The following is a 25748-nucleotide window of genomic DNA, read 5'->3' as shown; positions in this document are numbered from 1 at the left end:
GCGCTCCGAGTGAGGTGCTGGGGGCGTCCGGCGACGGCAGAACAGCCAGATAAGGACGGGCTTGCTGGCGCGAAAAACGAGAGGTTAAGTACGACTCGCAGGCATGCATCCGCCTTCGATGACCGACCGATATGGCACTCCCGGATTGCCCCTCGGCGTAGCGGTCATCGCGATCCTGGTTGGCATCGTCGGAGCCTTCCTGTTCGTCGGCGGGATCATCGTGGTCCTGGCGAACCTCGTCCATGCGATCTCCTCCGGCCAGTTCGCCACGTGGTTCGGTCAGACCCTCCTCGCGGGGATCGTGACCCTCGTCTTCGGACTGATACTCCTCGCGGTCGCCTTCGGCCTGTGGGACCAGGCACTGTGGGCCTACGCGCTCGCGGTCTTGGTGCTGATCGTCTCCTTCCTGTTCGACGTGGGCCGCCCGATCTACAACAGCCGGGCGAACATCACGGGGAGCGTGCTCGCCTCCGCCTTCTTCACGGTCCCGGTGATCGTGACGATCGTGATCCTGGTCTATCTCCTGCTCGTCCACGAGCACTTCTACTAGCGGTCGCTCCCGCGCCCCTCAAGTACGGCTCCGCGCTCTCGCGTTCTGCCCCCACGGGGGAGGGAAGAACCATGGCGAATCCGACCGTACAGTTTCAGACGACGATGGGCGACATCCGCATCGAAGTGTTCCGCGACAAGGCGCCGAAGACCGCCGAGAATTTCATCGGTCTGGTCAAGAAGGGATTCTATGACGGACTGTCCTTCCACCGGGTGATCCCGGGGTTCATGATCCAGGGAGGGGACCCGAAGGGAGATGGTACGGGCGGGCCGGGGTACTCCATCCCCGACGAGTTCCACCGCGAACTGCGTCACGACGGGCCCGGCGTCCTCTCCATGGCGAATGCCGGACCGAACACCGGCGGGAGTCAGTTCTTCATTACGCTCGGACCGGCGGCGTGGCTGGACAACCGCCATGCGATCTTCGGCCGCGTTCGCTCCGGCCAGCAGGTCGTAGAAAAGATCGCTGCGGTCCCTCGAGACTCGAACGACCGGCCGAAGGCGCCGGTCCGCATCGTTCAGGCGACGGTCAGCGGCTGACGCGCCCGCGCATCACGCGTCCCTCGCATCCTGCGGGGGTGGCTCCTCCCCGCTCGGCGGGCCCGGGTCGCCCTGGGCTCCGCCGAGTGGATCATCGCGAGGAGCCCCCGGGTGGTCTCGTCACCGCCGTGGAGCGTGGGTGCGTCGAGGACCGGGTCCCGCGTGGGGGTGCCGATGCCCCGTTCGGCCACCGATGATGCTCGGGCTGGTGATGGAGTAGTCACCGAACGCCACGCCCTTGATCCCCCGAAGGTCCTCGGCCGCCTGGATGACCTCGCGACGTTTCCCGAGCAACGCGAGGATCTCCATGCACGATCCTCCCTGGAGGTGGACGTGTCCGGAGAATCGGATGTGGTCCCCCCAGCGATGTTCCTCGGCGGTGAGCCGACGCAGAACGTTGGGCGCATCGTGCCGGTACAGGAGGGTGACGCAGGCGACGGCGTCCGCCTCGGGATCCCCGAGCTTCTCCTCGGTCAGTTCCTTTCGGATCAGGGCGCGGATCGCGTCCGAACGGCTGGGCGAATTGCGCTCTTGGACCCAGCGGTCCAATAGGCCCAATAGCTCCGGCTCGAGCGAGGCGCTCAGGCGAACGACCGGGGCCCGGCGGCGCTTCGTCAACGAAGGGGCGGAACGCGGCATCGACCTTTAGGTTGGCTCGGGAGGCGTCGCGACCTCGATCGAATCGTACCGATTGATCCGATAGATCGCCGTGGCGATCGCCCAGGTGACCACGAAGGTGCCGATCACGAAGTAGCCCAGCGTCTCGAACTCGAGATTCACCAGCGCGGACCAGAACGGTCCCGACCAGCCGAACTCGATCGCCAAGACCTGCAGGAGCTCGACCGTCCCGATGACGAACGCGACGAGGACGGAGATGATCGTGACCGTGAGGTTGTAGAAGATCTTCCGTACGGGCCGATGGAACGCCCAGCCGTAGGCGTAGCGCATCGTGGCTCCGTCCGCGGTGTCCACCAGGACCATCCCGCACGTGAACAGCAGCGGCAGCACGAGGACGACGTAGACCGGGGCCCCGGCGAGCCCCAGGACCGCCACCGTCCCGAGCAGGAAGATCTCGCTCGCCGTGTCGAACCCGAGCCCGAAGAGCACACCGACGGGGTAGACCTGGCGGGGGGTCTGGACGATGTTGAACATCTTTCCGAAGTAGCGGTTCATGAAGCCGCGGTTCCGGAGGTGGTCCTCCAGCTCGGCATCGTTCATCCGACCGGTTCTAAGCTTCTTGAAGATCCGATAGACCTCGACCACGATGATCAGGTTGATGATCCCGATGAGGTAGAGGAATCCGCCGGAGATCGCCGTCCCGAGGATCTGGCCGATGCTCTGGATCGCGCCGATGTGGCTGTTGACGTAGTTGGCCGCGAGGACGATCCCGATCGACAGCACGAAGACGATGGTCGAGTGGCCGAGGGAGAACCAGGTTCCGACCGTGAGCGGGCGCTTCCCGTCCGCCATCAGCTTGCGTGTGGTGTTGTCGATGGCGGCAATGTGGTCCGCATCCACTCCGTGGCGCAGCCCGAAGGTGTAGGCGAGGATCCCCGCCCCGAAGAACGTCACACTTCCCGTGGCGAGGTTCGAGGTCACCGGGGTGCTGTAGTAGGTGTTGGCAACGACCCCGAGGAGGATGAACGCGACCCCCGTCACGACGGCGATGACGGTGAACAGGATTAGGAGGAAGATCTTCTCCTCCCCATTGAGCGGGGGAGGCGCGAGCACCCCCCGGGTCGGAGGCGGGGAGGGGCGCGGGACGCCAGATGCACTCGCGGGAACTGCTCCCACGACCTCTCCTAAAGGAGGGGCCAGATAAGCCTTAGGACGTATTGCAAAATAGTAATACCAGACCCTCCGATCTCGGAGGTGCAGGCGGTCCTAGCGCTGGTACTGCTGGATGAAGCCGGGGGATCGAGTGACGTTGATCAGCGGGCCGTTGAACAGGCTCGTGTTCCCCACGACGACGACGTCCCCCGTCTCCGTGAGGATCCAGGTGTTCCGCAGCGCGACGCGGATCACCCGGCCCTTCACCGGGCTGTAGACGACGACATCGCCCACGCGAATCAGCCCTTCTCGCATGAGGTAGTAACCCGAGATCATGTTCGATAGCGTCGGCTGGAGGGCCAGAGAGACGAGCAGACCGGCGACTCCGCTCAGGGTCAGGACGGTCAGGCTGTTGGCGATCCCAGTGTACGAGGCCACCGCGATGGCCGCGATGAGTACGTAGACGATCCGGATCACTTCCGTGATCGTCCGAATGCTGGACTCGGTGCCCCCGCTCCGGCGGACTACCCTGCAGATGAGCCGGAGGAACAGCTCGAAAACGATGACGATAACGACGACGATCCCCGCCGAGATCGCGATCAATCTCAGAACTTGGTCGATGTCCATGGGAGGGTTCCCGCGATGTGCAATTCCACAGATAGGTAAAGATGACGGAGCCGAGCGTAAGCCTTCAGCCACCGGAGGGACTTGAACCCTCGACCTGCTGATTACGAATCAGCCGCTCTGCCAAACTGAGCTACGGTGGCACCGTCTGTGCGACGAAAGGGCTCGGACTATAATCTTACTGGTCGGGCCCCTGACTGAACGGTCGCGGGACAAGGTCGGAGCGGCCGCTCGGTCGCGTGGGGCCAGTCCAAGCTCTGTCGGGATTGTTCGCTCAGCGGAGTGTATCGAGCGCCTCGGTCAGGTCGCGAATCAGGTCCTCCGCGTCCTCGATCCCGAGGCTGACCCGGATGAGTCCGTCATCGATCCCTCGCGCCCGTCGCTCGGCGGCGGAGAGGTGCCGGTGCGATGTCTCGCCCGGGACGCTCGCGAGGCTCTCGACGCCGCCGAGGCTCGCGGCCACATGTACGAATCGGAGCCGACCGAGGAACTTCGGGATCGCCGAGGCGCCCCGGGCGAGGGAAAGCGAGACGACGCCCGAGCGTCCCTGCATCTGTCGCCGTGCGATCGCTTCCTCCTCCGGGCTCGCGCGGCCCGGGTAGTGGACCCGGGCGAGCTCGGGATGAGTTGCCAGTGCCTCCGCGACCCGCCGGCCGTTCTCGTTGTGGCGGGCCATGCGCAGGGAGAGGGTCTTGAGGCTCCGATCCAGGAGAAAGGCCGCGAACGGGTCCAGAGTGGACCCGACGTTGGCGCTCGGGTCGATCGGGTCCACGAGTTCCTTCGAGCCCACCAGCACACCCCCGATGAGGTCCGAATGCCCGCCCAGATACTTCGTGACGGAGTGCACCACGAGATCGGCGCCCAGGGGAATCGGCCGCTGGTTGATGGGAGTCGCGAAGGTATTGTCGACGAGCAGGAGAGCTCCCGCGCGATGCGCGACCTCCGCCCAGCGTGCGATATCATGGACCCGGAGCAGTGGATTGGTGGGGGACTCAATGAAGACCAGACGGGCCGCGGGTCCGATCGCCGCCTCGGGCTCGTGAGCCGCCTCTTCCGAGACCCAACGGACGCGCACTCCGAACTTCGGTAGCAAGGTCCGGAGGATCCCGAGCGAACCGCCGTAGAGGCCCTCGAGCGCCACGACCTCGTCACCCGGCTGGAGCAGCGAGAGGAGCGTGGTGGTGATCGCTCCCATGCCGGAACCAAAGAGCCGCGCGGTCTCTGCGCCCTCCAGCTGGCGGATGATCTCCGCCGGTCCCTCGTGGCTTGGGTTCAGGTTCCGAGTGTACATGTAGACCGATCCATGCTCGGCCGCCTCGGAGTGGGACGCGGGGTAGTGGAAGGTGCTCGTCTGGTAGATCGGAGGTACCACGGCACCCGCGTTCAGCTCCGGTCGACGGGCGCCGTGGATGAGGCGGGTGGTGGGGCCGACCCATTCCGGGAGGGGCTCGAACCCCCGACGAGGGGGAGGACGCGAGGGCTCCTGGCTCATGGGCGACCGCTCTGGGGCGGCGCGTTTCGGTCCGCTCGCAAGAGCGCGAGCCGGGCCCGTGCGTTCAGCTGGTCGAGGTACCGTACCACCGCCGGAGGGAGCTCTCCGCTGACGTCCTGGCCTTCGGCGATCCGGGCGCGGATGCGCGTGCCCTCGAGTTGATCGCGTTCGATGAGCGGGGTGTCGGTCACGGTGTAGCCGGACTGCTCAAACAACAGCCGTGTCAGAGGATTGTTCGTGTAGATCCGGTCGAAGACGGGCAACAGCCCCTCGAGATACGCCACCCACTCGGCATGGCGGTGGATGTCGATGATCGGGACGAGCATGCAGCCGCCGATGCGCGCCTCGTCGAGCGCGCGGCCGATCATCTCGACCCGCTCGCCCGCGGTGAACGGATTGTTCCACTGGTAGGAGTCTTGCGCACTGCCCACTCCCACGATCAGGTCCTCCCGAGCCTCGTCGGCGCGGATGGCGCGGATCGTCTCGAGGTGGCCCCGGTGGAACGGTTGGAAGCGCCCCATGTAGAGTCCACGCGCCATGGACCCTCACTCCGGGCTGAGCTCTTCCACGTTGTCGAGGAACTCCTCGATGGATGGACAGCGCGGGGTAAGGTAGTGAGCGCAGTGTTCGCACCGACGATCGTTCATGGTGAGCCGGAGGCGCGGGTTGAACACGTAGCAGGGCCGGTCGATGAACGGCGCCACATCCTCTTCGTCCGTGTCCGATAGGCTCGCCGGCGTGCGCGCGAGCGGCACGGGGTGCCGCGGGACCGGATGGGTTTGCGCTCTCACGAGTTTACCGTCGGCCGGGGCGGGCCATCCGAGGGGGTGCGGCTCGTCGCATGGACCATCGCGGTGAGGCGTTCCAAGAGCGACTCCTTCTGAGCGGTCTGTCCCACGAGGGCATACTTCAGCACGTCGCGCAGGGTCCGGACCGGGATGACCTCGATCATGCCGCGGTAGCGTGCCTCGAGAACGAGGTCGTCGATGTTGTCCTCGGGCACGAGGACCCGCTTGATGCCGGAGTCGGCGGCGGCCTCGACCTTGGCGGTCACTCCGCCCACGGGCAGCACCGTTCCACGGACGCTCAGCGAGCCGGTCATGGCGAGGGCTTGGTCCACAGGAACTCCTTCGAGAGCACTGATCACGGCCGTCGCGATCGACACCGAGGCGGAGTCGCCCTCCACGCCGTCGGAGGTTCCGACGAACTGGATGTGGATATCGTAGCGCGAGATGTCGGCGCCCGTGTACTTCTTGATGAGGGCGCTGACGTTCTGGACGGCTTCCTTCGCGATGTCGCCGAGCTTGCCCGTCGCCACGACGACGCCTCCATCGCGGGTCTGGGCCGGCGTCACCTCCGCAACGATCGGGAGCACGATACCGGAGAACTCGGACATCCCCGTCTGGGCACTGATCGCGGCCAGACCGTTGACCACACCGACGGCAGCGCCGTCTACGGAGAACATGCGGTACTCCTTGCGCCGCTCGATGTATCGGTCGGCGATCTGCTGTTCGAGCGAGCGGCTGGAGCGCTTGGCCCGTACGACGTGATCGGCCCGTACGATCGGTGCGCTCTCCGCGTTCGCCACATCGCCCGCCACGCGCACGAGGCCCCCGAGCTCACGCAGGCGCAGCGTCAATTGGCCCGAGCGTCCCGAGCGGCGTTGGGCCTCCCGGACCACCTCGACGACGGCGGCCATGTCGAAGTGGGGGATCTTCTTGTCCTTGACCACTTCCTGGGCCACGAACCGCACGAGCTTCATGCGGTTCTCGGGGATATCGGCCATCGTGGTCTTGACGTAGAGTTCGTACCCGTAGCCGCGGATCCTCGAGCGCAGCGCCGGGTGCATCGTCTGGACGCTGTCGACGTTCCCCGCGGCGACCAGGATGAAGTCGGCCGGCACCGGCTCGGTCTTCACCATCGCTCCCGCCGAGCGCTCGGACTGGCCCACGATCGAGAAGCGGCGCTCCTGGAGCGCGGTCAACAGCGAGTGCTGGCTCTCGATCTTGAGCAGGTTGATCTCGTCCAGGAACAGCACGCCGCCGTTCGCACGGTGGATCGCGCCGACCTCCACCCGCTCATGGGGCGGGGTCTCGAGACCGCCGGACTGGAACGGGTCGTGCTTGACGTCCCCGAGAAGCGCGCCGGCGTGGGCGCCCGTCGCGTCGATGAACGGGGGCTTGTCGTCCGGCGTGTGGGAGACGAGCAGCTTCGCGACCGAGCCACCGCCTTCCGACCGTCCCGCGGAGAAGCGGAAGATCGCGTAGAGGATGAAGATCAGAAGCAGGCCGATCAGGATCGCCGTCAGGTTCCCCGTCGTGAGCGCGATGTAAACGGTGAATCCGACGATGAGGAGCGCGATGATCACCATCAGGTTCATGCGCTGACCGCGCCGCTGGGCGGCCTCGAGCTTCTGAGCGGCGACGATCTCCTTGCCCTTCCCCGCGGGCACGACGCGGATCTTCGGCTCGTTGGGATCGTCCACGTTCGGGTACGCGAGAATGTCCTGCAGCTGCTCCTTCGGCAGGAAATCGACCATGGCGCGGGCGAGCATGCTCTTGCCCGTCCCGGGGTCGCCGATGAGCATCATGTGCCGCTTCTGGTTCGCGGCCTTCTTGGCGATCTCCACCGCATCGTCCTGGCCGATGACCTGATCGAGGAGTCGAGCCGGCACCTCGACCTGGGCGGTGGTCGTGAAGGGCAAGGACTTACCCCAGTCATCGAGAGGGGTCGGCAGCGGAGCCGATGGGGGGGCCGTCGGTGGGGGAGGTGTGGGTGGTTCCGACGGAGGGGGCGTTGCCGCGGGCTGGATGGCGCCTTCGGCTGGTGTGGACGTACGTTCCCTCGGACGGGTGCTGCCGTGGACCCCACGGGCTCCGTCAGTAAAAACAAAGCGGGGAGGTGTATTAACGCCTTTCCGCACGCATGCTTTGAAATCGGATGTGAAATGTGCTCGCGATTTTGGGTGGCCTTAACTGCCGCGCTCGCGCATCGACTCCCTATGTCCTCGACCCGTCGTGCGCTCGTCTGCCATCTCGCAGCCCCACTTCCGGCCCCCATCCTATCCCTCATGGGGGACTTTCGCCTGATGGTGAACCGTGGTATTCGCGAGGCCTTGGAGAAGGATCTCACCGCGAAGGGCTCTCTCAGCAAGTTCAGCGAAGGAGTCGCTCGGGAATATCGTATCCACGGGGCTCATGCGCGGACCGCCATGGACTTGGCCCTCTCCTTGAACAAAGGTCACCGACGTAGGCTTCGCAAGGGCGTAACGGGGAAAGTACCCTATTGCCTCCGCTCGTTCTTGCATGCCGACGGCGCTACGTTCCATCTCAACGCCACTACGGGTCACGTGCGCCTGTCCCTCCGGAACGGGGAGTGGGCGGGGTTTGACGCCCGAATGTCGGACTATCACCGTAGGATCCTCGCATCCGGTAAGGTCAAGCAACTGAGACTCACCCCGAACCGGGCCATCCTGATCCTAGAGCCCTCCGTGCCCGAGGCTTACGCGCCAAAGACGGTTCTCGCCCTCGACACCAACGAACGGTCCCTCGATGGGGTAGCGCTCTCTCGGGACAAGGCCACCCCCGTTACCGTTCCCTACCCCGAGGTCTCCCTTGTACAACACCGACACTTCGTTCGCCGCAGAAGGCTCGGGAGGAAGAAGGCTCACGACCGAAGGGTCGGCCGCCGACTCGGCGGACGAGAGGGACGGAGGGAACACGCCCGGGTCTCGCAGCGCATTCACCTGATCAGTAAGGGCCTCGTGGGAGAAGCTCGGAAACGACGGGCGGCGATCGTCTTGGAGGACCTCCATCTACCGAGGGGAGGCGGGCGAGGTCGAAGAATGCGCCGCCGACTCTCGTCGTGGCCCCAGCGGGAACTCCACCGCCAGATCGAGTACAAAGCCGAGGAGCACGGGGTCCCCATCATCAAAGTGAACCCACGCTATACGTCGAAGACCTGCCCGAGATGTGGCGAAGTCAAAGAACGCCGAAGCAGGGTGGGCCGGGTGTTCGTCTGCGGACGATGCCGCTGGCGGTGCGATCGACAATTGAACGCCGGGCTGAACATCTGTCGAACCGCGTTGAGGGAGTGGGTAACCCCTACGTTGAACTCATCGCTAGGGGGTCTCGCGCTTGACCCCGACGCCCTGGCCCATGATGCGATGATTCTCCTCTACCGCCCGGGTAACGCCGGGTCGCACGAGATGAGCGGACGGTCCGGGAGGAACTCGATCGGTCCGGCGGGGCCGTGACCGATCCGGTTCCAAAGCCCCGCACGCAGGGTTGACTTGGTGGACTCCTCGGCGGTAGGAGGGCGTCGAGGCACGCCCACCTCTCACCGCCCCTTATTTACCGCACGGAACTTGGTCCGCCGAGAGCTTCTGTGCAGACCCAGCGCCTCGAGGGAAAGCCCGTCGCGGAGGCCGTTGACGCCGAGGTCCGGGCAGCGCTCCGCAGCGTGCCTGCCTCCACGCGCCCCCCCACGCTCGCGAGCGTCCACCGGGGGGTGGACAGCCCGTTCCGATTCTACCTCAAACGGCAGCGCCAGGCGGCCGAATCTCTCGGGATCCGCTTCCGCGAGGAGGCCCTCGCGCCCGGGGAGGGCCCCGAGGAGCTCGTGGATCACGTTCGAACGCTCTCCAACGATCGCGCGATCGACGCCGTCCTGCTCGAGCATCCTCTCCCACCGCCGTTCGATTTCATCCGCGCGGTCAGCGGCCTATCTCCGGTCAAGGATGTGGACGGGGTCAGCCCGTTGAGTCTCGGGCTCCTCGCCGCCCAGCGCCCTCTGCACGCTCCGGCAGTAGCGCGCGCGGCCATCGCCATCGCGCGACACTACGGGCTTCCGATGGCCCGACACCGAGTCGCGGTGGTCGGACGCAGCGAGACCGTGGGGGTCCCGCTCTCGATGCTCCTCTTGGCGCGCGGGGTCGACGCGACCGTCACGATCGCGCACTCCAAGACGGACGTGCTCGCGGAAGCCCTGAAGGGAGCGAGCGTGATCTTCAGTTGTGCCGGTCGACCGGGGTTGTTGACCCGGGCGAACGTTCCGCAGGGTGCCGCCATCATCGACGTGGGCCTCTCTCGCGTCGAGGACCCTTCCGCGCCGGGCGGCGGGCGGGCGGTCGGGGACGCCGATGCCGCGGACCTCGAAGGCTGGGCGGGAGCGCTCACCCCGGTACCGGGGGGAGTCGGTCCGGTGACGGTGGCGGAGCTCATGGGCAACACCGTTCGGGCGTGGCAACTGGCGGAGCTGGGGGAGGTACGAGGGTGACCCCCCCGCGTCTCACGGTGGCCGAGCCCGTGCTCCACTGCAAGGATTGCCCCATGTGGTACGGGGCCGAAAACGAGGGCTGGGGGCCCTGCTCGATCAAGCATCGCCGCGGGGACACCCGCTACCTCACGTGGGGCGGGCACGCCTGCGACGAGCACTACGTGCCGCCGAGGGGAGTTCCGGGGAACGCGGCGCGGTTGAGCGGCTCCCGCTCGACCTCCAAGCGCTCGGAGGTCGGATGCTCCTCGACCTCGAACGCCGGCCAGGGCAAGCGGGCCGCGACTCCGCGCAACGCCCGCGCATTGAGCTCCACCCGGCGGCGACCGAAGTCCAGCCGGTAGTCCTTGGGGCGGATGCGCGCGACGGTCTCCAAACGAGCGCCGATGCGTTCGAGATGGATGGTCCCCGGCGCCTCCACGATGCCGTAGACGATCGTGCCCTCCCCGGTCGGTCGGGCGAACGGCGGTGCCGTGATCTCGGCGCGGCGCTGGAGCCGGTGGCGCAACTGGACCGCGTCCTTGAACCGGGACGAACAATAGTGGACGGGTATCGATAGGCGGCTCTCCCGGACGATCCGCTCCGCGATGGTTCGGCTGCCGTGGACGCCGTAGCCGTTGCGCTCGTCGGTTCGGTATCCCCGATCGCGCAGGATGCGTTCGTTCGTCTCCGAGAACTCGAGCTCGTTGAGGTTGACGAAGTCGACCCCGATCTCCTCTAGGGTCTCGAGCAGTCGCTTGAGCTCGGCCTCTTTCTCGGGCAGAACGGGGATCTCCACGCCTCGACGGATCCCCCAGGAGGGCGCCTCCTCCAGCACGGAGCGGTACGCCCCTCCCGACGCGGTGAGCGGGCCCCACAGGTAGTGAGGGATGTGGAGGCGGAACTCGTCGAGGCCCGCGCGGGCGAGCTGCTGGAGCTTCGCCGCATTCGGTTCGTGCGTGTACAGGTGGATGTTGTGCCCGCTCCCGAACTCGGATTTGAGGAGACGGACGTAGTGCTCGACGCGATCCACGACTCCGAGCGGATCGCCTCCCGTGATCCCGGTTCCCGCGGCGCCGATCGCGCGGGCCTCCGCGAGGACGTCCGCGTCGCACGTGATGCGGCGCTCGTTCGCATACGCGACATCGATCTGATTGCGATTCGGGGAGACCGGGCAGTAGAAGCAGTGGAACCGGCAGACCCCGGTGACGAAGAGCACCATCTTGCGCCCTTCGGCGCACTGCACGCAGGCGGGGCTGAGGGCTCCTCGATAGCTCGAGGCCATCGGAAGCAGCTGCAGCTCGTCGGTCGCCATCGTCTCGGAAGAAGGCGCGGGCCGAGATTATTACCATTTCCCGAGGGGCCGGAGGGTCTCCGACCGCTTCGGCGCGCCCGAGTTACGGGCGGCGAGGTTACTTGATGGACCAACCTCCCCACCGAGGGGCAGGTTCAAATCCCCCGCTCGACTGGGCGGCCCGATTCCAGAGGCACGATCGATGGAGATGCAACCAGGCCAGATGGCGTACGACCGCGCGAGCACCGTCTTCTCGCCGGATGGCCGACTGTTCCAAGTCGAGTACGCCCTGCAGGCGATTCAGATGGGCGGGACCGCCGTCGCGGTCACGTACGACACGGGCATCGTGTTCGTGGCGTACCGCAACCTGCCCGTCAGCAGCCTCGCCGAGGCGAGCTCGGTCGAGAAGAGCTTCGCCATCGACGCCGGGCTCGGCTGTGTCACGGCCGGACTCATCGCCGACTCTCGCGTCCTCGTCGAGTTCCTGCGGGTCGAAGCCCAGCGCCACCGCATCGCCTACTCCGAGTCCGCACCCTTCGCGATGCTCGGTCATTCCCTCGGCACGCTCCTCCAGCAGTTCACGCAGTTCGGCGGGACCCGGCCGTTCGCGGTCTCCCTCTTGCTCGGCGGCTTCACGAACGGCCAGGCCGGACTGGTCGAGCTCGATCCGAGCGGCGCCACGATCGGATGGAAGGCCTATGCGATCGGCCGCAACCGCCGCGCGGTCGCCGACTACCTCGAGGAGAAGATCGGGGAGCACCGGGACGAAGCCGGGGCGTTCGAACTCGCGGTGAAGGCGGTGGCTGAAGGTTCGCCGTCGCCGTTCCCTCCCGAGGCGCTCGATGTCGCGATCCTCGAGCCCGAATCGGAGCTGCGCCGGATGACGCCGGCCGAGATCGCAAAGCGCGTCCAGGGCATGCCGTTCATCGGCACGCCGGAGCGCAAGGCGAACGGGCGCTGAACGAGATCCCCGGGCGCGGCTCGCATCTTTAAAGCCCGGCACCGGCTAGCTCGGAGCCCATGGCTTCTCGCGCATCGGCTTCGGTGCTCGAAGTGCGCGCCCTCCTCGACTACGACCGCACGCTGTTCGACGCATTCGTCCGCCGGATCCGTCGCCTTCCAAAGAAGGTCACGCACCGGGATCTCGGGATCGGTCACGGCTCGATGATCGCGACCCTCACCCACATCCTGAACGTCCAGGAGTCCTGGCTCCTGTACATCGTTCCCCGCCGCCAGCGAGAGATCGACGCCCTGTGGCAGGATCCCACGCGCAAGCCGAAGGACTGGAAGGAGTTCGACGCCTACGCCGCGCGCGTTTGGGACGGGATCGAGGCGCGCCTGCCGACGCTCACGGACCAGGAGCTCAACCGCAGGGTGAAGGCGTTCTGGATGCCGGGCCGCTACACCGTGCGCGATGCGGTCCTCCAAATCTCCTTCGAAGAGGCCCACCACATCGGCGAGCTCATCGGGGCGATGTGGCGACGGAACATCGAACCGCCCACGATGACGTGGATCGAGCTGCGGCCCGGTTCCCGGAACCCGAAGCGTCCCCGCACGTAGGCGCCCGGCTCACCGATCGGCGCGATCGAACTCTTCGCGCATGCGGATCCGCCGCCGGGTCCGGTGGTACGTCACGGCGAACCGGTGGGCCTCATCGCGGACCGCCCGCAATAGGAGCATCGGCGGGGAGTTCGGGTTGGGACGCCGCGGCTCCGCCCGGTCCGGCTCGTAGACCTCCTCCTCCCGCTTGGCGAGGCCGATCGTCGGGATCTGCTCCGCGAGACCGAGCGCGGCGAGCGAGCTGAGCGCGCTCCCGAGCTGCCCGCGCCCGCCATCGATGAGGAGGAGGTCCGGCAGGATCTCCTGCTCGGCCACGCGTCGGAGGAAGCGCCGGCGCACGACCTCGGCGACCATCGCAAAGTCGTTCGTCCCTTCCACGGACCGGATGCGGAAGCGCCGGTACTCCGACTTCTTCGGCGCGCCCCGCTCGAAGACGACGAGCGATCCCACCGCGTTCGATCCCTGGAAGATCGAGATGTCGATCCCCTCGATGCGGTTCGGGATCGTGGGCAGTTCGAGCAGGCTCTGCAGCGCGAGGAGGACCTCGCGCGGTGCGGGGCGCGCCACCACCTGATCGACGCTCGCCCGCGCGAGGCGCTCCGCGAGCCGCCCGAGGGAGGCATACCGGCCCGTGGGGTGGAACTGGACCTCGATGCCCCGGCTCGCGAACAACTCGTCCACGGTCGCGTCGATGCCCGCCGGCCTCGGACCGTGGACGTAGATGCGCTGCGGGAGCTCGAGGCGGCCGCCGTAGTACTGCCCCAGGAACTGGCGCAGGGTCTCGCCCGGATCGGGCAGATCGTCCGCCGGGATCTCAAGGAGGTGCGGCTCGGTGCCGCGGACCTCGCCGTCCACGACGTGCAAGAGGCCGACGGCGACGCGGAGCGTGGCGGGGTCTTGCGAGAACGCGAGGGCGAGGACATCCGCACGTCCCGTCCCGGGTCCGATCACGCTCTGCCGCTCGCCGAGCGCGCCGAGGCCCGCGAGCGCGTCCCGCAGGAGCGCCGCCCGCTCGAACTCCTGGCGGTCGGCGGCGGTCCGCATCTCCGCTTCGATGGTTGGTCCCACGGGCTCTCCCCGGCCCCGGAGGATCTCTCCGACCCGGTCGAGCGTGGCCCGGTACTCGACCGGTCCGATCGCCCCGATGCACGGGGCGCTGCAGACCTTGAGGTGGTAGTACAGGCAGGCCTCCTTCGGGAGGCGGGCGCAGCGCCGGAGGCGGAAGGTGTCGGCAAGCAGGTGTTGCACGCTGCGCGCTTCGCGGGCGCTTGTGTACGGTCCGAACAGGATCGACCGACCGTCCCGGCGCGGCCGACGCACGATCAATAGGCGAGGGAACTCCTCGCGGGTGGAGATCGAAAGGTACGGGAAGCTCTTGTCGTCCTTGAGCAGCGTGTTCATCGGAGGCTGGTACTGCTTGACCAGGTTCGCCTCGAGCAGGAGCGCCTCGCGCTCGCTCGAGGTGGGAACGAACTCGACGCTCGCGCTCTGGGCGAGGATCGTGCCGTCCTTCTCGATCTTGGCGCGGAGGTGGTCGAGCACCCGACGGCGCAGGCTGCGGGCCTTGCCGACGTAGACCACCGCTCCACGCGCCGATCGGAAGAGGTAGACCCCCGGAGCGTCCGGACCCCGCCGGAACCCATCTCCGCTCGCGACCGCGAGTTCGCTCGCGGGGACGAAGGAGCGGGGGTCGCCGGGGCTCACGGTCATGCCCGCGCGACCGAGAGCCGCGGGGCGGCCTGTCGGCCGAGGAGAGGCTTGAGAAAGTGTCCGGTGTGGGACGCCGCGACCGCGGCGATCGCCTCGGGGGTCCCTTGAGCGACGACATGGCCTCCGGCGTTGCCGCCCTCGGGTCCGAGGTCAATGATCCAGTCGGCGGCCTTGAGGACGTCCAGGTGGTGCTCGATCACGACCACGGTGTTCCCGCCTCCGCGCAACCGGAAGAGCACATCGAGCAGACGCTCGACGTCCGCGAAATGCAGGCCCGTCGTGGGTTCGTCCAGAAGGTAGAGGGTCCGGCCCGTGGGAGACTTGGCGAGCTCGAAGGCGATCTTGATCCGCTGGGCCTCTCCTCCGGAGAGGGTCGTCGAGCTCTGGCCAAGCGAGACGTAGCCGAGGCCCACGTCGGAGAGGAGCGCGAGGCGTCCGGCGATCCGGCGGTGGGTCGAGAAGAACGCCGCCGCCTCATCGACCGTCATCTCGAGGATGTCGGCGATCGACTTTCCCTTGAACTTCACTTCGAGCGTTTCCGAATTGAACCGTCGGCCGTGGCATTCCTCGCATGCGACGTAGACCGCGGGGAGGAAGTGCATCTCGTAGCGCAGGACCCCATCGCCCTCGCACGCCTCGCAACGGCCGCCGGCGACGTTGAAGCTGAAACGTCCCGGCGCGAAGCCGCGCGCCTTCGCGTCGGGCAGACCCGCGAACAATTCGCGGATCGGCGTCCAGACGCCCGTGTACGTGGCCGGGTTGCTCCGTGGGGTGCGGCCGATCGGGGCCTGGTCGATGAGAAGGACCCGGTCGATGGCATCGATCCCCTCGATGAAGTCGTGCTTGCCGGGCGACTCCCGGCCGAGCCCGAGGTGGCGACGGACGGCCTTGTACAGTATCTCCTGTACCGCGGTCGATTTCCCGCTGCCCGAGACCCCGGAGAAGGCGACGAGAAGACCGAGCGGGATGCGGATAGGGTCGCCCTTGAGATTGTTCTCGTGGGGGCCGTGGATCGTGAGCCACCGCTCCGTCGGGGCCGGGCGCTTCTCGGGGACCGCGATGCTCCGACGACCGGCAAGGAAGTCCGCCGTGGCCGACCGCGGGGTGTCGCCGATGCCCGAGGGGATGCCCGAGTAGAGGACCTCTCCGCCGTGTACCCCGGCGCCGGGTCCGAGGTCGACGAGCCAGTCGGCCTCGCGCATCGTCATCTCGTCGTGCTCGACGACGAGGAGGGTATTGCCGAGATCACGGAGCGTCTTGAGGGTCGCTAGGAGCCGGGCGTGGTCCCGCGGGTGAAGGCCGATCGACGGCTCGTCCAGGATGTACAGCACTCCGACGAGCCCCGAGCCGATCTGAGTGGCGAGGGCGATGCGCTCGGCCTCTCCGCCCGAGAGGGAAGCGCTCGCGCGGTCGAGCGAGAGATAGTCGAGGCCCACGTTCTGGAGGAACCCGAGCCGCGCGCGGACCTCCTTGACGACCTGGCCGACGATCTGCTCGTCGTGATCCGTCAACGTCAAGGTCCGGAACATGGGGACGAGCTCCCCGACGGTCATTCCGACGATCTCCGAGATCGATTTTCCGAGGACCGTGACCGCGAGGCTCTCCGGTTTGAGACGCCGACCCTCGCACTTGCGGCACGGGTGGAACGTCATGAAGCCGAGATAGTACTCCTTCGCGCCCTCGCTCTTGGTCGACTTCCACCGGCGTTCGACCGCCGGAGCGAGGCCCTCTCGCAACCAGCCTCCGAGCCACCAGTGGGAGGCGCGGCCCGCACCGACATCGGGCCCTCGCTCGGTCCCGTACATGAGGGCCTGCCAGCCTTTCTCGTTGAGCTCCCGCACCGGTCGGCGCGGCTCGTAGCCGAACATCGCTCCGAACCGCGTGATCGCGCTCGAGCTCGGCGTGAGGCCCCAGACCGAGATCGCCCGCGAGAGCGGCTTGTCCTTGTCCGGGACGATCAGGTCGGGGTCCGCATGCAGCGTCGCCCCGATACCGGAGCACTCCGTGCACGCCCCGAACGGGCTGTTGAACGAAAACATCCGAGGCGTCAATTCCTCGATCGAGAAACCGCACTTCGGGCACGCGCGGCGGCTCGAGAACATCTGCCGGACGCCGCCCGGTCGACGGACCACCACGAGCCCGTCCGCCATCTTCCGAGCCAGCTCGACCGCCTCGGCGAGCCGCGCGGCCTCCTCCGGGGCGACCTCGAAGGTGTCGATGACGACCTCGATCGTATGCTGCTTGTTCTTGGCGAGTCGGATCTCCGGACCGGGCAGGCGGACGTCGACCCCGTCGATCGCGAAGCGCCGGTAGCCCTGGCTGCGGAGCGAGTCGAGGACGTCCCGGTGCTCGCCCTTCTTCGAGCGGACGACCGGGGCGACGAGGTCGATCTTCTCTCCCTTCGCCTGGGACTGGATCGATTCGACGATCTTGTCGACCGACTGCGGAGCGATCTCCTCCCCGTCGTTCGGACAGTGGGGGATCCCGATCCGCGCGAACAATAGACGGAGATAGTCGTAGATCTCGGTCACCGTGCCGACGGTCGAGCGGGGGTTGCGGCTGCCCGCCCGCTGCTCGATGGCGATCGCCGGCGAGAGGCCCTCGATCGAGTCCACGTCTGGTTTGTCCATCTGGCCGAGGAACTGGCGGGCGTACGCCGATAGGCTCTCGATGTAACGTCGCTGGCCCTCGGCGTAGAGGGTATCGAACGCGAGGGAGGACTTGCCCGAACCGCTGACCCCCGTGATCACGATGAACCGGTTGCGCGGGAGATCGATCGAGACGTCCTTGAGGTTGTGCTGACGCGCGCCGCGGATTCGGATCGCATCGGAGGGCTCGGGCATAGTGTGCGCAATACCTAGCTGGGAAGGAGCTCACGAACGGTCGCTTCCAGTCGCTCGAGGACGTGCTTCTGGATCCGGCCCCCCAGCTCGGCCGAAGCGAGACGGGTGTCGCCGACGACGCTCTCGGGCCATTCCTCCATCGATTGGGTACCGGGGACGAACGGGCTCCCGCGGTGCGGGACGACCGGTCGCGCCGGGCCCACGGTCTGGGGGGCGAGGAAGAGAACGCGGGAGGTCTCCATGAGTCCGGCGTGGCCGTCCGTCGCCGGAGAATCCTTTCCGCGGAGCTCGTAGACGAAGTCATAGTCCGACAGGACGACGATCCGCACCTTCGGATACGCCCGCATCGTTTCCCCTGCGGCCTCGCGCAGCGCCGCCATGTGACCGCGCTCCGCGTGCCCGGAGAGGACCAAGATCCGCCGCACGCCCATCCGAGCGAACTCGAGGAGCGCTCCTTGCGCCGATCGCTGGAGATCCACGATCGACATCGAGACGGTCCCCGGGAACGGTCGCGCTTCCGGACAGGCGCCGTACGGGAGGGTCGGAGCGATGACGCCCTCCACCCGATCGGCGAGGGAAGCGGCCGTAGATTCGGCCTGGATCTGATCGGCGCCGAGAGGCAAGTGCGGTCCGTGGGCCTCGAGCGCTCCCACCGGCAGGATGAGCAGCGGGTTCGTCTTCATCCGCGCCTCCCACGTCCGGGAGTCGATCTCGACCAACCGATGGCTAGCCATAGGGTGAACGACCCGTCATGGCTATTTAAGTCGGGACGAGAGCCGGTGAAACAGGGGCCCACTCGGCGGCTCAATCCCTACGGGGGAGCCGGACCGGTGTCGACGGGGGCCGCGGCGGTCTCGGTGGAGGCTGCGGCCTTGCGCCGGCGCGGGACCGCCGCGCTTCTCGATGCGCGGACGCTCGCCGTGCGCTTCGAGCCTTTCTTCGCAGCGGCCTTCCCTTTCGCCCGGGCCGCGCTCTTCTTCACCGTGGCCGCGACCGCCTTCGCCTCCGCGCGGGCCTCGGCCTTCTCCTTCTTCGCCTTCTCCGCCTCGGCGCGCGAGGGACAGTTCGGGTTGATGCACAGCGTCCACGGCGGGCGCCCGGCTTCGATGGCCGTGACGACCGGAGCGTGGCAGACGGGGCACGGAGGCTGGTCCTTCTCGAGCTTGCCTCGCTGCGGTAGCGGGTACGTGGTCCGGCACTCCGGATAGCCCGTGCACCCGACGAACCGCTTCCCGAGGAAGGAGTAGCGGATCTCGAGCGGCTTGGAGCATGTGGGGCAGACCCCGATTCGGAACGCCTTGTCGTGCTCGGTGCACTCCGGATTGATACAGTATAGGTCCGGCCGTTGTCCCCGGAAGACGATCTTCACCCGCGGCACCTTGCACACGCCGCACAGGAACTCCGGGGCGGGTTCGATGAAACCGGCCGATGGGAGGGCGTAGCTCGCGGTGCAGTTCCCCGGGTTGTTCGAGCACTGGACCCAGCGCGTGCCGCGCGGGCTCCGCTGGATCCGCAGCGCACCGCCGCACTTGATGCACGGTCCGACGAAATGCTGGCGGTCGAGGGCCCCGGTGAGCGTTCCGCGAACCCCTTCGGTGTTCGCGGCCAGCAGCATGTACGCCTCGCGCAGCATCTCGCGCGATTCGGAGAGGACCTCCGCCTTCGGCTTCTTCGACTCGGCCACCAGCTGCATGTCCTCCTCCAGTTGGTGGGTCATCTCCGGCCGCGTGACGAGCGGCGCGTAGGCCTTCAGCGCCTCCGTGACCGCGATCCCCGTCGTGGTGGGTTCGAGACCACGCTGGTTGATGTAGTGCCGATCGAACAGCTTCTGCAGCACGTCGTGGCGCGTGCTCTTCGTGCCGAGCCCGAGGCGCTCCATCTCCTGAATGAGCGTCCCCTGGGTGTAGCGGCGAGGCGGTTTGGTCTCCTCTTGCTGGAGCTTGATCTCATCGAGGCCGACCTTCTCGCCCACGACGAGTACGGGTACGACCGTCTCCTCCGGCTGGTAGTACGGATAGATCCGATACCACCCCGGATCGGTGATCGTCTGCCCATGGACATCGAACTTCTCGCCCTTGACGTCGATCTTCCCGGTGCGTTTCAGCCCGATGGCGTCGGGGCCCACGGTCGCGAGGAAGCGGCGGACCACGAGCTCGTAGATCCGGGCCGCGTCCGGTTTCAACTTCTTGGGATCGATCGCAGCGGTGGGATAGATCGGAGGATGATCGGTCGTTTCGACCCGTCCGCGGGTGGCGCGGAAGGACGGTTGCGCGAGGACGAAATCGGCGGCCTCCTTGAACGGGGTCTCGCGGAACTTCTCGGCGAGCGTGCGCAGACCGAGCCCGCGCGGGTAAACGGTGTTGTCCGTACGCGGGTAGCTGATGATCCCCTGGGTGTAGAGATCCTCCGCGATCCGCATGACCATCGAGGCGCCGAGCCCCATGCGCGTCGCTTCGGCGACGAAGAGCGTGGTGGAGAAGGGGATGGGAGGCCGTCGTCGCGTCTCCTCCTCCTTGAACTCTGTGACGGAGCCTTCCGTGGCGCCCGCGACCTTCGCGAAGACCTGATCGGCCTCCGCCTGAACATCCCAGGTCCCGTGCTCGTGCGTGATGCGGAAGGTCTCCGTTCCCTGGCGCGCGGTCGCGACGAGCTGCCAGTACGGGGTCGGCTTGAACTCCTTGATCGCCTGGTCGCGTTCGACGAGCAGCGCGAGCGTGGGCGTCTGCACCCGGCCGACGGAGAGGAAGCCCTTCCCTCGTTGGTTCGCGGTCAGCGAGATGTAGCGCGTGAGGAGCGCTCCCCAGACGAGATCGATCTCCTGCCGGGCCTCGGCGGCCTCGGCGAGCGCCCGGTCGAGCAGTTCGAGATGTTCGAAGCTCTGCTCGATGGCGTCGCGGGTGAGCGCGCTGTAGCGGGCTCGCTTGACCTCGATGTCGGGGTGGACCTTCTGGAGGAGCTCGAGGCACTCGAGTCCGATGAGCTCCCCTTCGCGATCGAAATCGGTCGCGAGGATCACGCGGTCGAACTCCCGCACGATCGATTGGAGCGTGCCGACGATCGAGCCTTCGGTCACGCGCTTGAGGGGCGCGGCCTCCAGGAGCTTTGGCAGCGACTCGAGCGACCACTCCGCGAGCTCCTTCGGGTAATCGAGCTCGACGATGTGTCCGCGAAGTCCCACGACCGCGTACGCTCCGTCCGGCCGCTCGAATCGGAACACGTTCGTGCCCTCGACCCGGGACCGCTGCATGTGGCCGTCGGAGAGCACGACGGCGATGCGGAGCGCCGTGTTGAACTTCTCCGCGACGACGAGCGAGCGTTGCATGGGACGACCCGCGCAACTAGTTCAGCGCCGGTAGATAAGGCGATGGGCGGAATCCTGACGGAGAACATTTTCGAACGCGTGCGCACGCGTCCGGGGAACGCACTTCTTCCCGTCGGGTCCCGGGACCCCTTAGAACCACGCTATTATAACCGGGCGATTGAGTGGGCCCGCCCAGTGCCGCGGTAACTCAGTTTGGGAGAGTGCAAGACTGAAGATCTTGAAGCCGCCGGTTCAAGCCCGGCCCGCGGCACTCCTCCGGTCCGGCGCGATCGAACGGCTCAGCCGCGCTTCGGCACGAACCACACGTCCGTGATCGAGTACTTCGGTTCGGGATCGAAGCGCGCCTCGACCGGCATGCCGATGTAGATCTCCGACTCGACGCAATCCTTCAGGCGGACGAACAGCAGGCTGTCGGCGCCCTCGAACTCGACCATCGCGAGGTTGTACGGCGTCTCCTTCAGGAACGCCTCGCTGCCGTAGTGGCATGTGGTCCAGGAGTGGAGGCGGCCCCGCGGCGGAAGATCGATCCACTCGGTGGGCGCACCGCACGCCATGCAGTGGCCGCGCGGGGTCGCGTAGACCGTCCGGCAGGACTTGCGCGTGCACTTCGAACCCTTGAGCTTCCCATCGGCGAGCGCGAGGAAGAACTCGGTATCCTCGGCATAGCTGTGGATGTAGTTGATCGAGTACGGGTAGCGGATGATCAGGCTGTCGATGCCGTTCGCGTCCCGATAGATCGCGCGGCCGCTGCGGCCGAGCTCCTCCTGCACCTCTCGGAACTTCGAGAAGACCGGTGGACGGGTCGTCACGGGCGGTACCCCCGCTCGAGGATCGAGACCGTCACGGCCGACCCCGTTCCTGCGTGACTGTGGATCGCGCCTCGGTGCGCGTTGGGGACCTGGAGCGTCTTGTTCCCGAAGTGCTTCGCGATCCGTCCCTGCAGCTGCCAGAACGCGAAGACGGCCTGCATCAGGCCGGTCGCTCCGACCGGGTGGCCGCAGGCGATGAGGCCTCCGGAGGGGTTGACCGGGAGTGTGCCCGCGTTCGGAGTGGGGAAGGGGTACTGGATGTTGGACAAGAACGGGTCTCCGCGCTCGGTGAAAGCGTACCCCTCGCCATACCGACAGAGCCCGAGGTCCTCGTACGTCTGGATCTCGCTCGAAGCGTAGGCGTCGTGGAGCTCGACGAAGTCGAGCTCGCGGCGGGGATCGGTGATCCCTGCCATCCGGTACGCCTCGATGCCGGCGGCTCGGCCCGCGCGGAAGGAGTGGATTCCCGGGTAGTCGAGATTGGCGTAGTCGCTTGCCTTCTCCGTGGGGAGGAGCGGCACCTTCCCGAACGGGCGGTCGGCGAGACGCATCGTGTCGGTCCCGGTGCCGACCCCCGTGATGCGGACCGGTCGGTCGGTGAACTCGCGCGCCCGGCGCTCGTCGCACAGGATCGCGACCGCCGCTCCATCGCTCATGGTGCAGATCAGCTCGCGGACGAGCGGGTAGCTGATCATCTCGCTCTGGAGGACCTGATCGACCGTGAGCTGCTTCGGGTACTGCGCGTACGGGTTGTACAGCGCGTTCTGGTGGTTCTTGACGGACACGAGCGCCATGATCCGGCTGCCCTCGGCCGTCGCCAAGCGCTGGGCCTCGCGCTCGTCGGTGATGTGCGCGAACTTCGTCCGTCGGAGGTACTCGTAGATGTGCCGCTGGACCATGAGGGCGTAGTAGCCCGTGTAGAACCCGCCGAGCGGGAAGTCGAAGTTCGTGTCGGAGGCGAGTGCAATGAACTCGTTGCCCTTCCACGTCTCGACGCGGCTCATCGTCTCGAACCCCGCCGCGAGGCAGACGTCCATCCGTCCGCTCGCGACCGCCTCGTACGCCGCCTGGAAGCACTCGCCGCCCGTGGCGCCTCCCCACTCGATGCGGACCGAGCCCTTGGGGTTCAGGCCGAGATAATCCTGGACCATGCTCGACGCCTTGAGCTGGCGGGTGAAATGGTCGGAGAAGTAGGAGATGCGCGAGCCGTCGATCCGGTCCCTCGTTAGGTTCGGGATGCCCTTCAGCGCGTAGTCGTACGCCCGACGGACCATGAGGCGGAAATCCATCGCCGGATGAGCCTTCGCGAACTTCGTTACGCCTCCGGTGACCATGTACACCCGACGCGCGGAGGAGCCGCGCGTGCGTGCGGGTGCGCGAGCGACCCTCGGCATCTTCTTGCTGGACTTCGAACGAGCGGGCACGATCGGTTCCCTCGTTCGGGGCGAGTTCGGTCCGGTTCTTAGCGATGCCGTCGGCGTTCCGAGCCAGGCCCGCAGGGATCGTCGGAGAACCGCTCGCGCCGCTCTGCGCGCCCCGAGCACCGCTGTAAGCCGTCCGGGGCCGGCGGGCTGCGCGATGCGGAATGTGAGAACACGATGAGCTTTATCTTCCCAATCGGTCTAGCAGCTCGCGCAGCATAGGCAAGGGCGAGCAACTCAAATGGCGAAGCCTGAACCGATCGCGGCCGTAACGGGTCCCGAGGCTAAGGACGTGGCCGGTAATCTCAAGCGGCCACATGTCGACCCGGTCGCCAAGCGCCTTTACGTCGGGGCGGAGGAAGAGTTTCGCCGGGCAGAAGCGCGGGCCAAGTCGAAGCGAAGAGCTTCCGACTAGGCCAGGGAATGACCGAAGGGCTCCCGTTCTCCAAACCTATTCAGGTCGATCCCGACCTCTTTTCATACGAACCTTTCAGGGACCGGGGACAGGTCCGAACGTTCTCTTGTGGGGAACCTGACCTAGACGAATTCCTGTGTCCCGAGGAAGTTGAGGAGTATGAGCGGGAGAACCTCGGGCGCACGGTACTGGCGCACTACAACGGCGAGCTGGTAGGGTACTACACGATCAGCACCGACGGCCTGAGGCTCGAATACATCCAATCCCGCAAATACTCGAAATCCCACGTGAAAAAGGGCAAGGAGCTTGTCGAGACCATCCCCTCGCTCAAGATTGGGCGACTCGCCGTCCAGTCGAACTAGCAGGGAAGGGGGATAGGGCGGGTCCTCATTCGGCGGATCTCGGTCATTGGACTGACTTCGGTGCCGGCCGTCCGACTCCTCATCGTCAACTCGAAGCTCGCCTCCACACGGTTCTACCTCGGCTGCGGATTCAGATTCACTCGCCCCGTCGGCCATGAGCGGGGAAGGAAGCTGAGGACGATGTACCTCGATCTCCTTGCGGTCGAGAGGGAAGTACGCGCCCCACCGCCTTGAGCCAGGTGGGCCACTCTCCGCCTCCCGGTCGATTCCTTCTCCCGGGAATCCACAGACCGGATGTCCCTTCATGCGTTATCGGTTACGGCTCGGTGGGGCCATGACGCACTGTAGCGTGACTACGGTCCGGCCCCTGCCCCGAGGGGTACGGGCCGCTGACGGTGGGGGCTCCGGGGTCCGTGCCCGCTTGACGGGGAGTGCCCCGCCCTCCGACAGGAACGGCCAGACCTTTACGTTGTAAGGTGGTCGAGCTTAACCGATAACAGATGGAGTTCGGGGTGTAGGGGACAGGGACCTCCTCGGACGGCGGAGAGCGAGCACGGCCAGCGTACCCGCCCCCGTCAGCTGTAGTGTACAGGAATTAGTTCCCTTACGCGATCGGCGGCGTCGCATCATGCGGCCTCCGGAATTTGATCGATCGCCCGCATATGGAGGCCGAGGAGGCTCTCCGGGGGGAGCTTCCGCTGGAAGGCTTCCCGGGGCGTCTCCAGCGCCCACAGCGCTCCGTGCACCTCGTCGTTCTTCCACTCGATCCACTCCGCCAGGGTGGCGAACCGCCACCTCAGCTTGTCGTATTCCAACCAGAGGCGTTCGGCCTTCCCATTGGTCTGGGGGTTGTTCACTCGGCTCACCACGTGACGGATCCCCTGACGTTCCAGGAACTCCTGGAACCGTCCCAACCCCGGGTCCGAACCCTGTCTCGGGTTCGCGTAGAACTGCGCGCCCCGATCGGTGTTCACTTCCCGCACCGTCAGATTCCACCGCTTCGCCACCATGAGGGCCTCCCCCAACGTCTCGATCGCGTGATCGCTGGTCGCTGCCGAGAACTCGCCCCCGGCCAGGATCATCCGACTCGCGTCGTCCAGCCACAGGATGCAGTGCGGGTGAGTTTCGCTCGTTCGATGGTAGTCGGCGTGCACGAGCGATCCGGAATGTTCCCGCTCATACCGGCACCGCCGTCGAGGTTTCTGCTTCCGTGGGTTCGGGACCGCCCAGCCCTGCGCACGCAGGTAGAGGTAGACCTTCTGGTGGGGGAGTCGGACTCCCTGGCGGGCGAGGACCTTCCAGATCTGGGTGGCTCCGCGAGGGCCTCGGTGCCATTCTGCCGCGATGAGCTGCTGTTGGGCCTCGGTGAGTGGAGGGCCTGGGGGTCGGCGGTTGGGGTTGAGGCGGGGCACGATCCCCGTTCGACGCCAACGTAGAAGGAGTTGACGGAGCCACCGACGACTGACCCCCCAGCGCCCCGCCATCTGAGGCAGAGCATCGCCGTCCCAGTGGTTCTGGGATTGTTGGACGAGGTAGGCGATCCGACGGTCGGTGAGCTTGGTCACGCGAAGGGGAGACGATCGGGGTAGTGGAGTTCGGGGTGGAGGGAGGGAGAGCGGTACCCTGGGGGCACGTAGGCGAGGGGGCGAGGGAGCTCGGGGTGGGGGAGGAGGTAGAGGGAGGTGCTGGCGGTAACGCAGGGCCTGGGCGCGGGCTCGGGCCCACTGGAGCTGGTCGGGAGTCGGGGCGAGGAGGGGGGTCGGAACTAATTTCCGTACTCCAGA

At 66.8% G+C, this 25748-nt stretch carries 23 protein-coding genes and 2 tRNA genes; 9 read left to right on the top strand and 16 right to left on the bottom strand.

From position 1 onward, the window contains the following. Positions 1–118 precede the first annotated feature (118 nt). Both VMV28_01180 and VMV28_01175 read left to right on the top strand, forming a co-directional pair. A complete protein-coding gene (locus tag VMV28_01180; GenBank protein ID HUZ79225.1) occupies positions 119–550 on the top strand; it encodes a hypothetical protein in 432 nt (143 codons plus the stop codon). 71 nt (positions 551–621) lie between these two features. After that, entirely contained in the window at positions 622–1089 is a 468-nt protein-coding gene (locus VMV28_01175; protein HUZ79224.1) for a peptidylprolyl isomerase, read from the top strand. A gap of 120 nt (positions 1090–1209) precedes the next feature. Here the strand turns inward: VMV28_01175 and VMV28_01170 are convergent, their stop codons facing one another. The 8 genes from VMV28_01170 to lonB form a co-directional block, all read right to left on the bottom strand. Beyond that, positions 1210–1728 carry a CopG family ribbon-helix-helix protein gene (locus VMV28_01170; GenBank protein HUZ79223.1) on the bottom strand — a complete coding sequence of 173 codons (519 nt, stop codon included), beginning with the start codon at positions 1726–1728 and terminating at the stop codon, positions 1210–1212. A 6-nt stretch (positions 1729–1734) separates the two neighbouring features. Further along, entirely contained in the window at positions 1735–2883 is a 1149-nt protein-coding gene (locus VMV28_01165) for a HoxN/HupN/NixA family nickel/cobalt transporter (protein ID HUZ79222.1), read from the bottom strand. Positions 2884–2973: 90 nt separating this feature from the next. Continuing rightward, a complete protein-coding gene (locus VMV28_01160) occupies positions 2974–3486 on the bottom strand; it encodes a mechanosensitive ion channel domain-containing protein (GenBank protein ID HUZ79221.1) in 513 nt (170 codons plus the stop codon). Between the two features lie 66 nt (positions 3487–3552). Then, positions 3553–3626, bottom strand: a tRNA-Thr gene (locus VMV28_01155). 131 nt (positions 3627–3757) lie between these two features. Beyond that, positions 3758–4975 carry a PLP-dependent aspartate aminotransferase family protein gene (locus VMV28_01150; GenBank protein ID HUZ79220.1) on the bottom strand — a complete coding sequence of 406 codons (1218 nt, stop codon included), beginning with the start codon at positions 4973–4975 and terminating at the stop codon, positions 3758–3760. Continuing rightward, positions 4972–5514 carry a nicotinamide-nucleotide adenylyltransferase gene (locus VMV28_01145; protein HUZ79219.1) on the bottom strand — a complete coding sequence of 181 codons (543 nt, stop codon included), beginning with the start codon at positions 5512–5514 and terminating at the stop codon, positions 4972–4974. Before VMV28_01145 ends, VMV28_01150 begins: the two co-directional genes overlap by 4 nt. 6 nt (positions 5515–5520) lie before the next feature. Continuing rightward, positions 5521–5766 carry a hypothetical protein gene (locus tag VMV28_01140; GenBank protein HUZ79218.1) on the bottom strand — a complete coding sequence of 82 codons (246 nt, stop codon included), beginning with the start codon at positions 5764–5766 and terminating at the stop codon, positions 5521–5523. Continuing rightward, on the bottom strand, positions 5763–7679 hold the full coding sequence (gene lonB / locus VMV28_01135) for an ATP-dependent protease LonB (protein ID HUZ79217.1): 1917 nt from the start codon (positions 7677–7679) through the stop codon (positions 5763–5765). Before lonB ends, VMV28_01140 begins: the two co-directional genes overlap by 4 nt. 297 nt (positions 7680–7976) lie before the next feature. Between lonB and VMV28_01130 the strand changes: the two genes are divergently transcribed. Then, entirely contained in the window at positions 7977–9230 is a 1254-nt protein-coding gene (locus tag VMV28_01130) for an RNA-guided endonuclease TnpB family protein (protein ID HUZ79216.1), read from the top strand. 131 nt (positions 9231–9361) lie between these two features. Further along, the gene (locus tag VMV28_01125; protein ID HUZ79215.1) at positions 9362–10252 is read left to right on the top strand and encodes a bifunctional 5,10-methylenetetrahydrofolate dehydrogenase/5,10-methenyltetrahydrofolate cyclohydrolase; all 891 of its coding nucleotides are present in this window, start codon (positions 9362–9364) and stop codon (positions 10250–10252) included. 157 nt (positions 10253–10409) lie between these two features. Here VMV28_01125 and VMV28_01120 read toward each other — a convergent pair whose 3' ends face one another. Then, positions 10410–11543, bottom strand: coding sequence for a radical SAM protein (locus VMV28_01120; protein ID HUZ79214.1), 1134 nt, complete (start codon positions 11541–11543; stop codon positions 10410–10412). 181 nt (positions 11544–11724) lie between these two features. Here VMV28_01120 and VMV28_01115 point away from each other — a divergent pair, with 181 nt between their 5' ends. Further along, complete coding sequence (locus VMV28_01115; protein HUZ79213.1) at positions 11725–12483, top strand: archaeal proteasome endopeptidase complex subunit alpha; 759 nt, start codon at positions 11725–11727, stop codon at positions 12481–12483. A 59-nt stretch (positions 12484–12542) separates the two neighbouring features. Next, positions 12543–13082 (top strand): DinB family protein, encoded by a 540-nt coding sequence (locus VMV28_01110; GenBank protein ID HUZ79212.1) that lies wholly within the window; start codon positions 12543–12545, stop codon positions 13080–13082. 9 nt (positions 13083–13091) lie between these two features. Here the strand turns inward: VMV28_01110 and uvrC are convergent, their stop codons facing one another. From uvrC to VMV28_01090, 4 genes are all read right to left on the bottom strand, one after another. Then, positions 13092–14792: an excinuclease ABC subunit UvrC gene (gene uvrC / locus VMV28_01105; GenBank protein ID HUZ79211.1), complete on the bottom strand. Its 1701-nt coding sequence runs from the start codon at positions 14790–14792 to the stop codon at positions 13092–13094. Then, a complete protein-coding gene (gene uvrA / locus VMV28_01100; protein ID HUZ79210.1) occupies positions 14789–17635 on the bottom strand; it encodes an excinuclease ABC subunit UvrA in 2847 nt (948 codons plus the stop codon). The genes uvrC and uvrA overlap by 4 nt, the downstream gene beginning before the upstream one ends. Before the next feature lie 14 nt (positions 17636–17649). Continuing rightward, positions 17650–18369: a creatininase family protein gene (locus tag VMV28_01095; protein HUZ79209.1), complete on the bottom strand. Its 720-nt coding sequence runs from the start codon at positions 18367–18369 to the stop codon at positions 17650–17652. A gap of 77 nt (positions 18370–18446) precedes the next feature. Continuing rightward, positions 18447–20957, bottom strand: coding sequence for a DNA topoisomerase I (locus VMV28_01090; GenBank protein HUZ79208.1), 2511 nt, complete (start codon positions 20955–20957; stop codon positions 18447–18449). A 176-nt stretch (positions 20958–21133) separates the two neighbouring features. Here VMV28_01090 and VMV28_01085 point away from each other — a divergent pair. Further along, a tRNA-Phe gene (locus tag VMV28_01085) sits at positions 21134–21207 on the top strand. A 28-nt stretch (positions 21208–21235) separates the two neighbouring features. On the opposite strand, the gene VMV28_01080 is transcribed toward VMV28_01085, so the two are convergent. Together VMV28_01080 and VMV28_01075 are read right to left on the bottom strand one after the other, a co-directional pair. Further along, on the bottom strand, positions 21236–21766 hold the full coding sequence (locus tag VMV28_01080) for a Zn-ribbon domain-containing OB-fold protein (protein ID HUZ79207.1): 531 nt from the start codon (positions 21764–21766) through the stop codon (positions 21236–21238). Next, complete coding sequence (locus VMV28_01075; protein ID HUZ79206.1) at positions 21763–23190, bottom strand: thiolase domain-containing protein; 1428 nt, start codon at positions 23188–23190, stop codon at positions 21763–21765. Before VMV28_01075 ends, VMV28_01080 begins: the two co-directional genes overlap by 4 nt. Before the next feature lie 420 nt (positions 23191–23610). On the opposite strand from VMV28_01075, the gene VMV28_01070 reads away from it, so the two are divergent. Further along, a complete protein-coding gene (locus VMV28_01070; GenBank protein HUZ79205.1) occupies positions 23611–23964 on the top strand; it encodes a hypothetical protein in 354 nt (117 codons plus the stop codon). A gap of 12 nt (positions 23965–23976) precedes the next feature. Continuing rightward, entirely contained in the window at positions 23977–24198 is a 222-nt protein-coding gene (locus VMV28_01065; GenBank protein HUZ79204.1) for a hypothetical protein, read from the top strand. A 392-nt stretch (positions 24199–24590) separates the two neighbouring features. Here VMV28_01065 and VMV28_01060 read toward each other — a convergent pair whose 3' ends face one another. Then, positions 24591–25529 (bottom strand): DDE-type integrase/transposase/recombinase, encoded by a 939-nt coding sequence (locus VMV28_01060; GenBank protein HUZ79203.1) that lies wholly within the window; start codon positions 25527–25529, stop codon positions 24591–24593. Positions 25530–25748: the final 219 nt, after the last annotated feature.

It is taken from the genome of Thermoplasmata archaeon (genome assembly GCA_035532555.1).
GTDB lineage: Archaea > Thermoplasmatota > Thermoplasmata > Lutacidiplasmatales > UBA184 > Lutacidiplasma.
The sequence above is the reverse complement of the archived record's forward strand: the minus strand, read 5'-3'. Positions and strand labels throughout refer to the sequence as shown.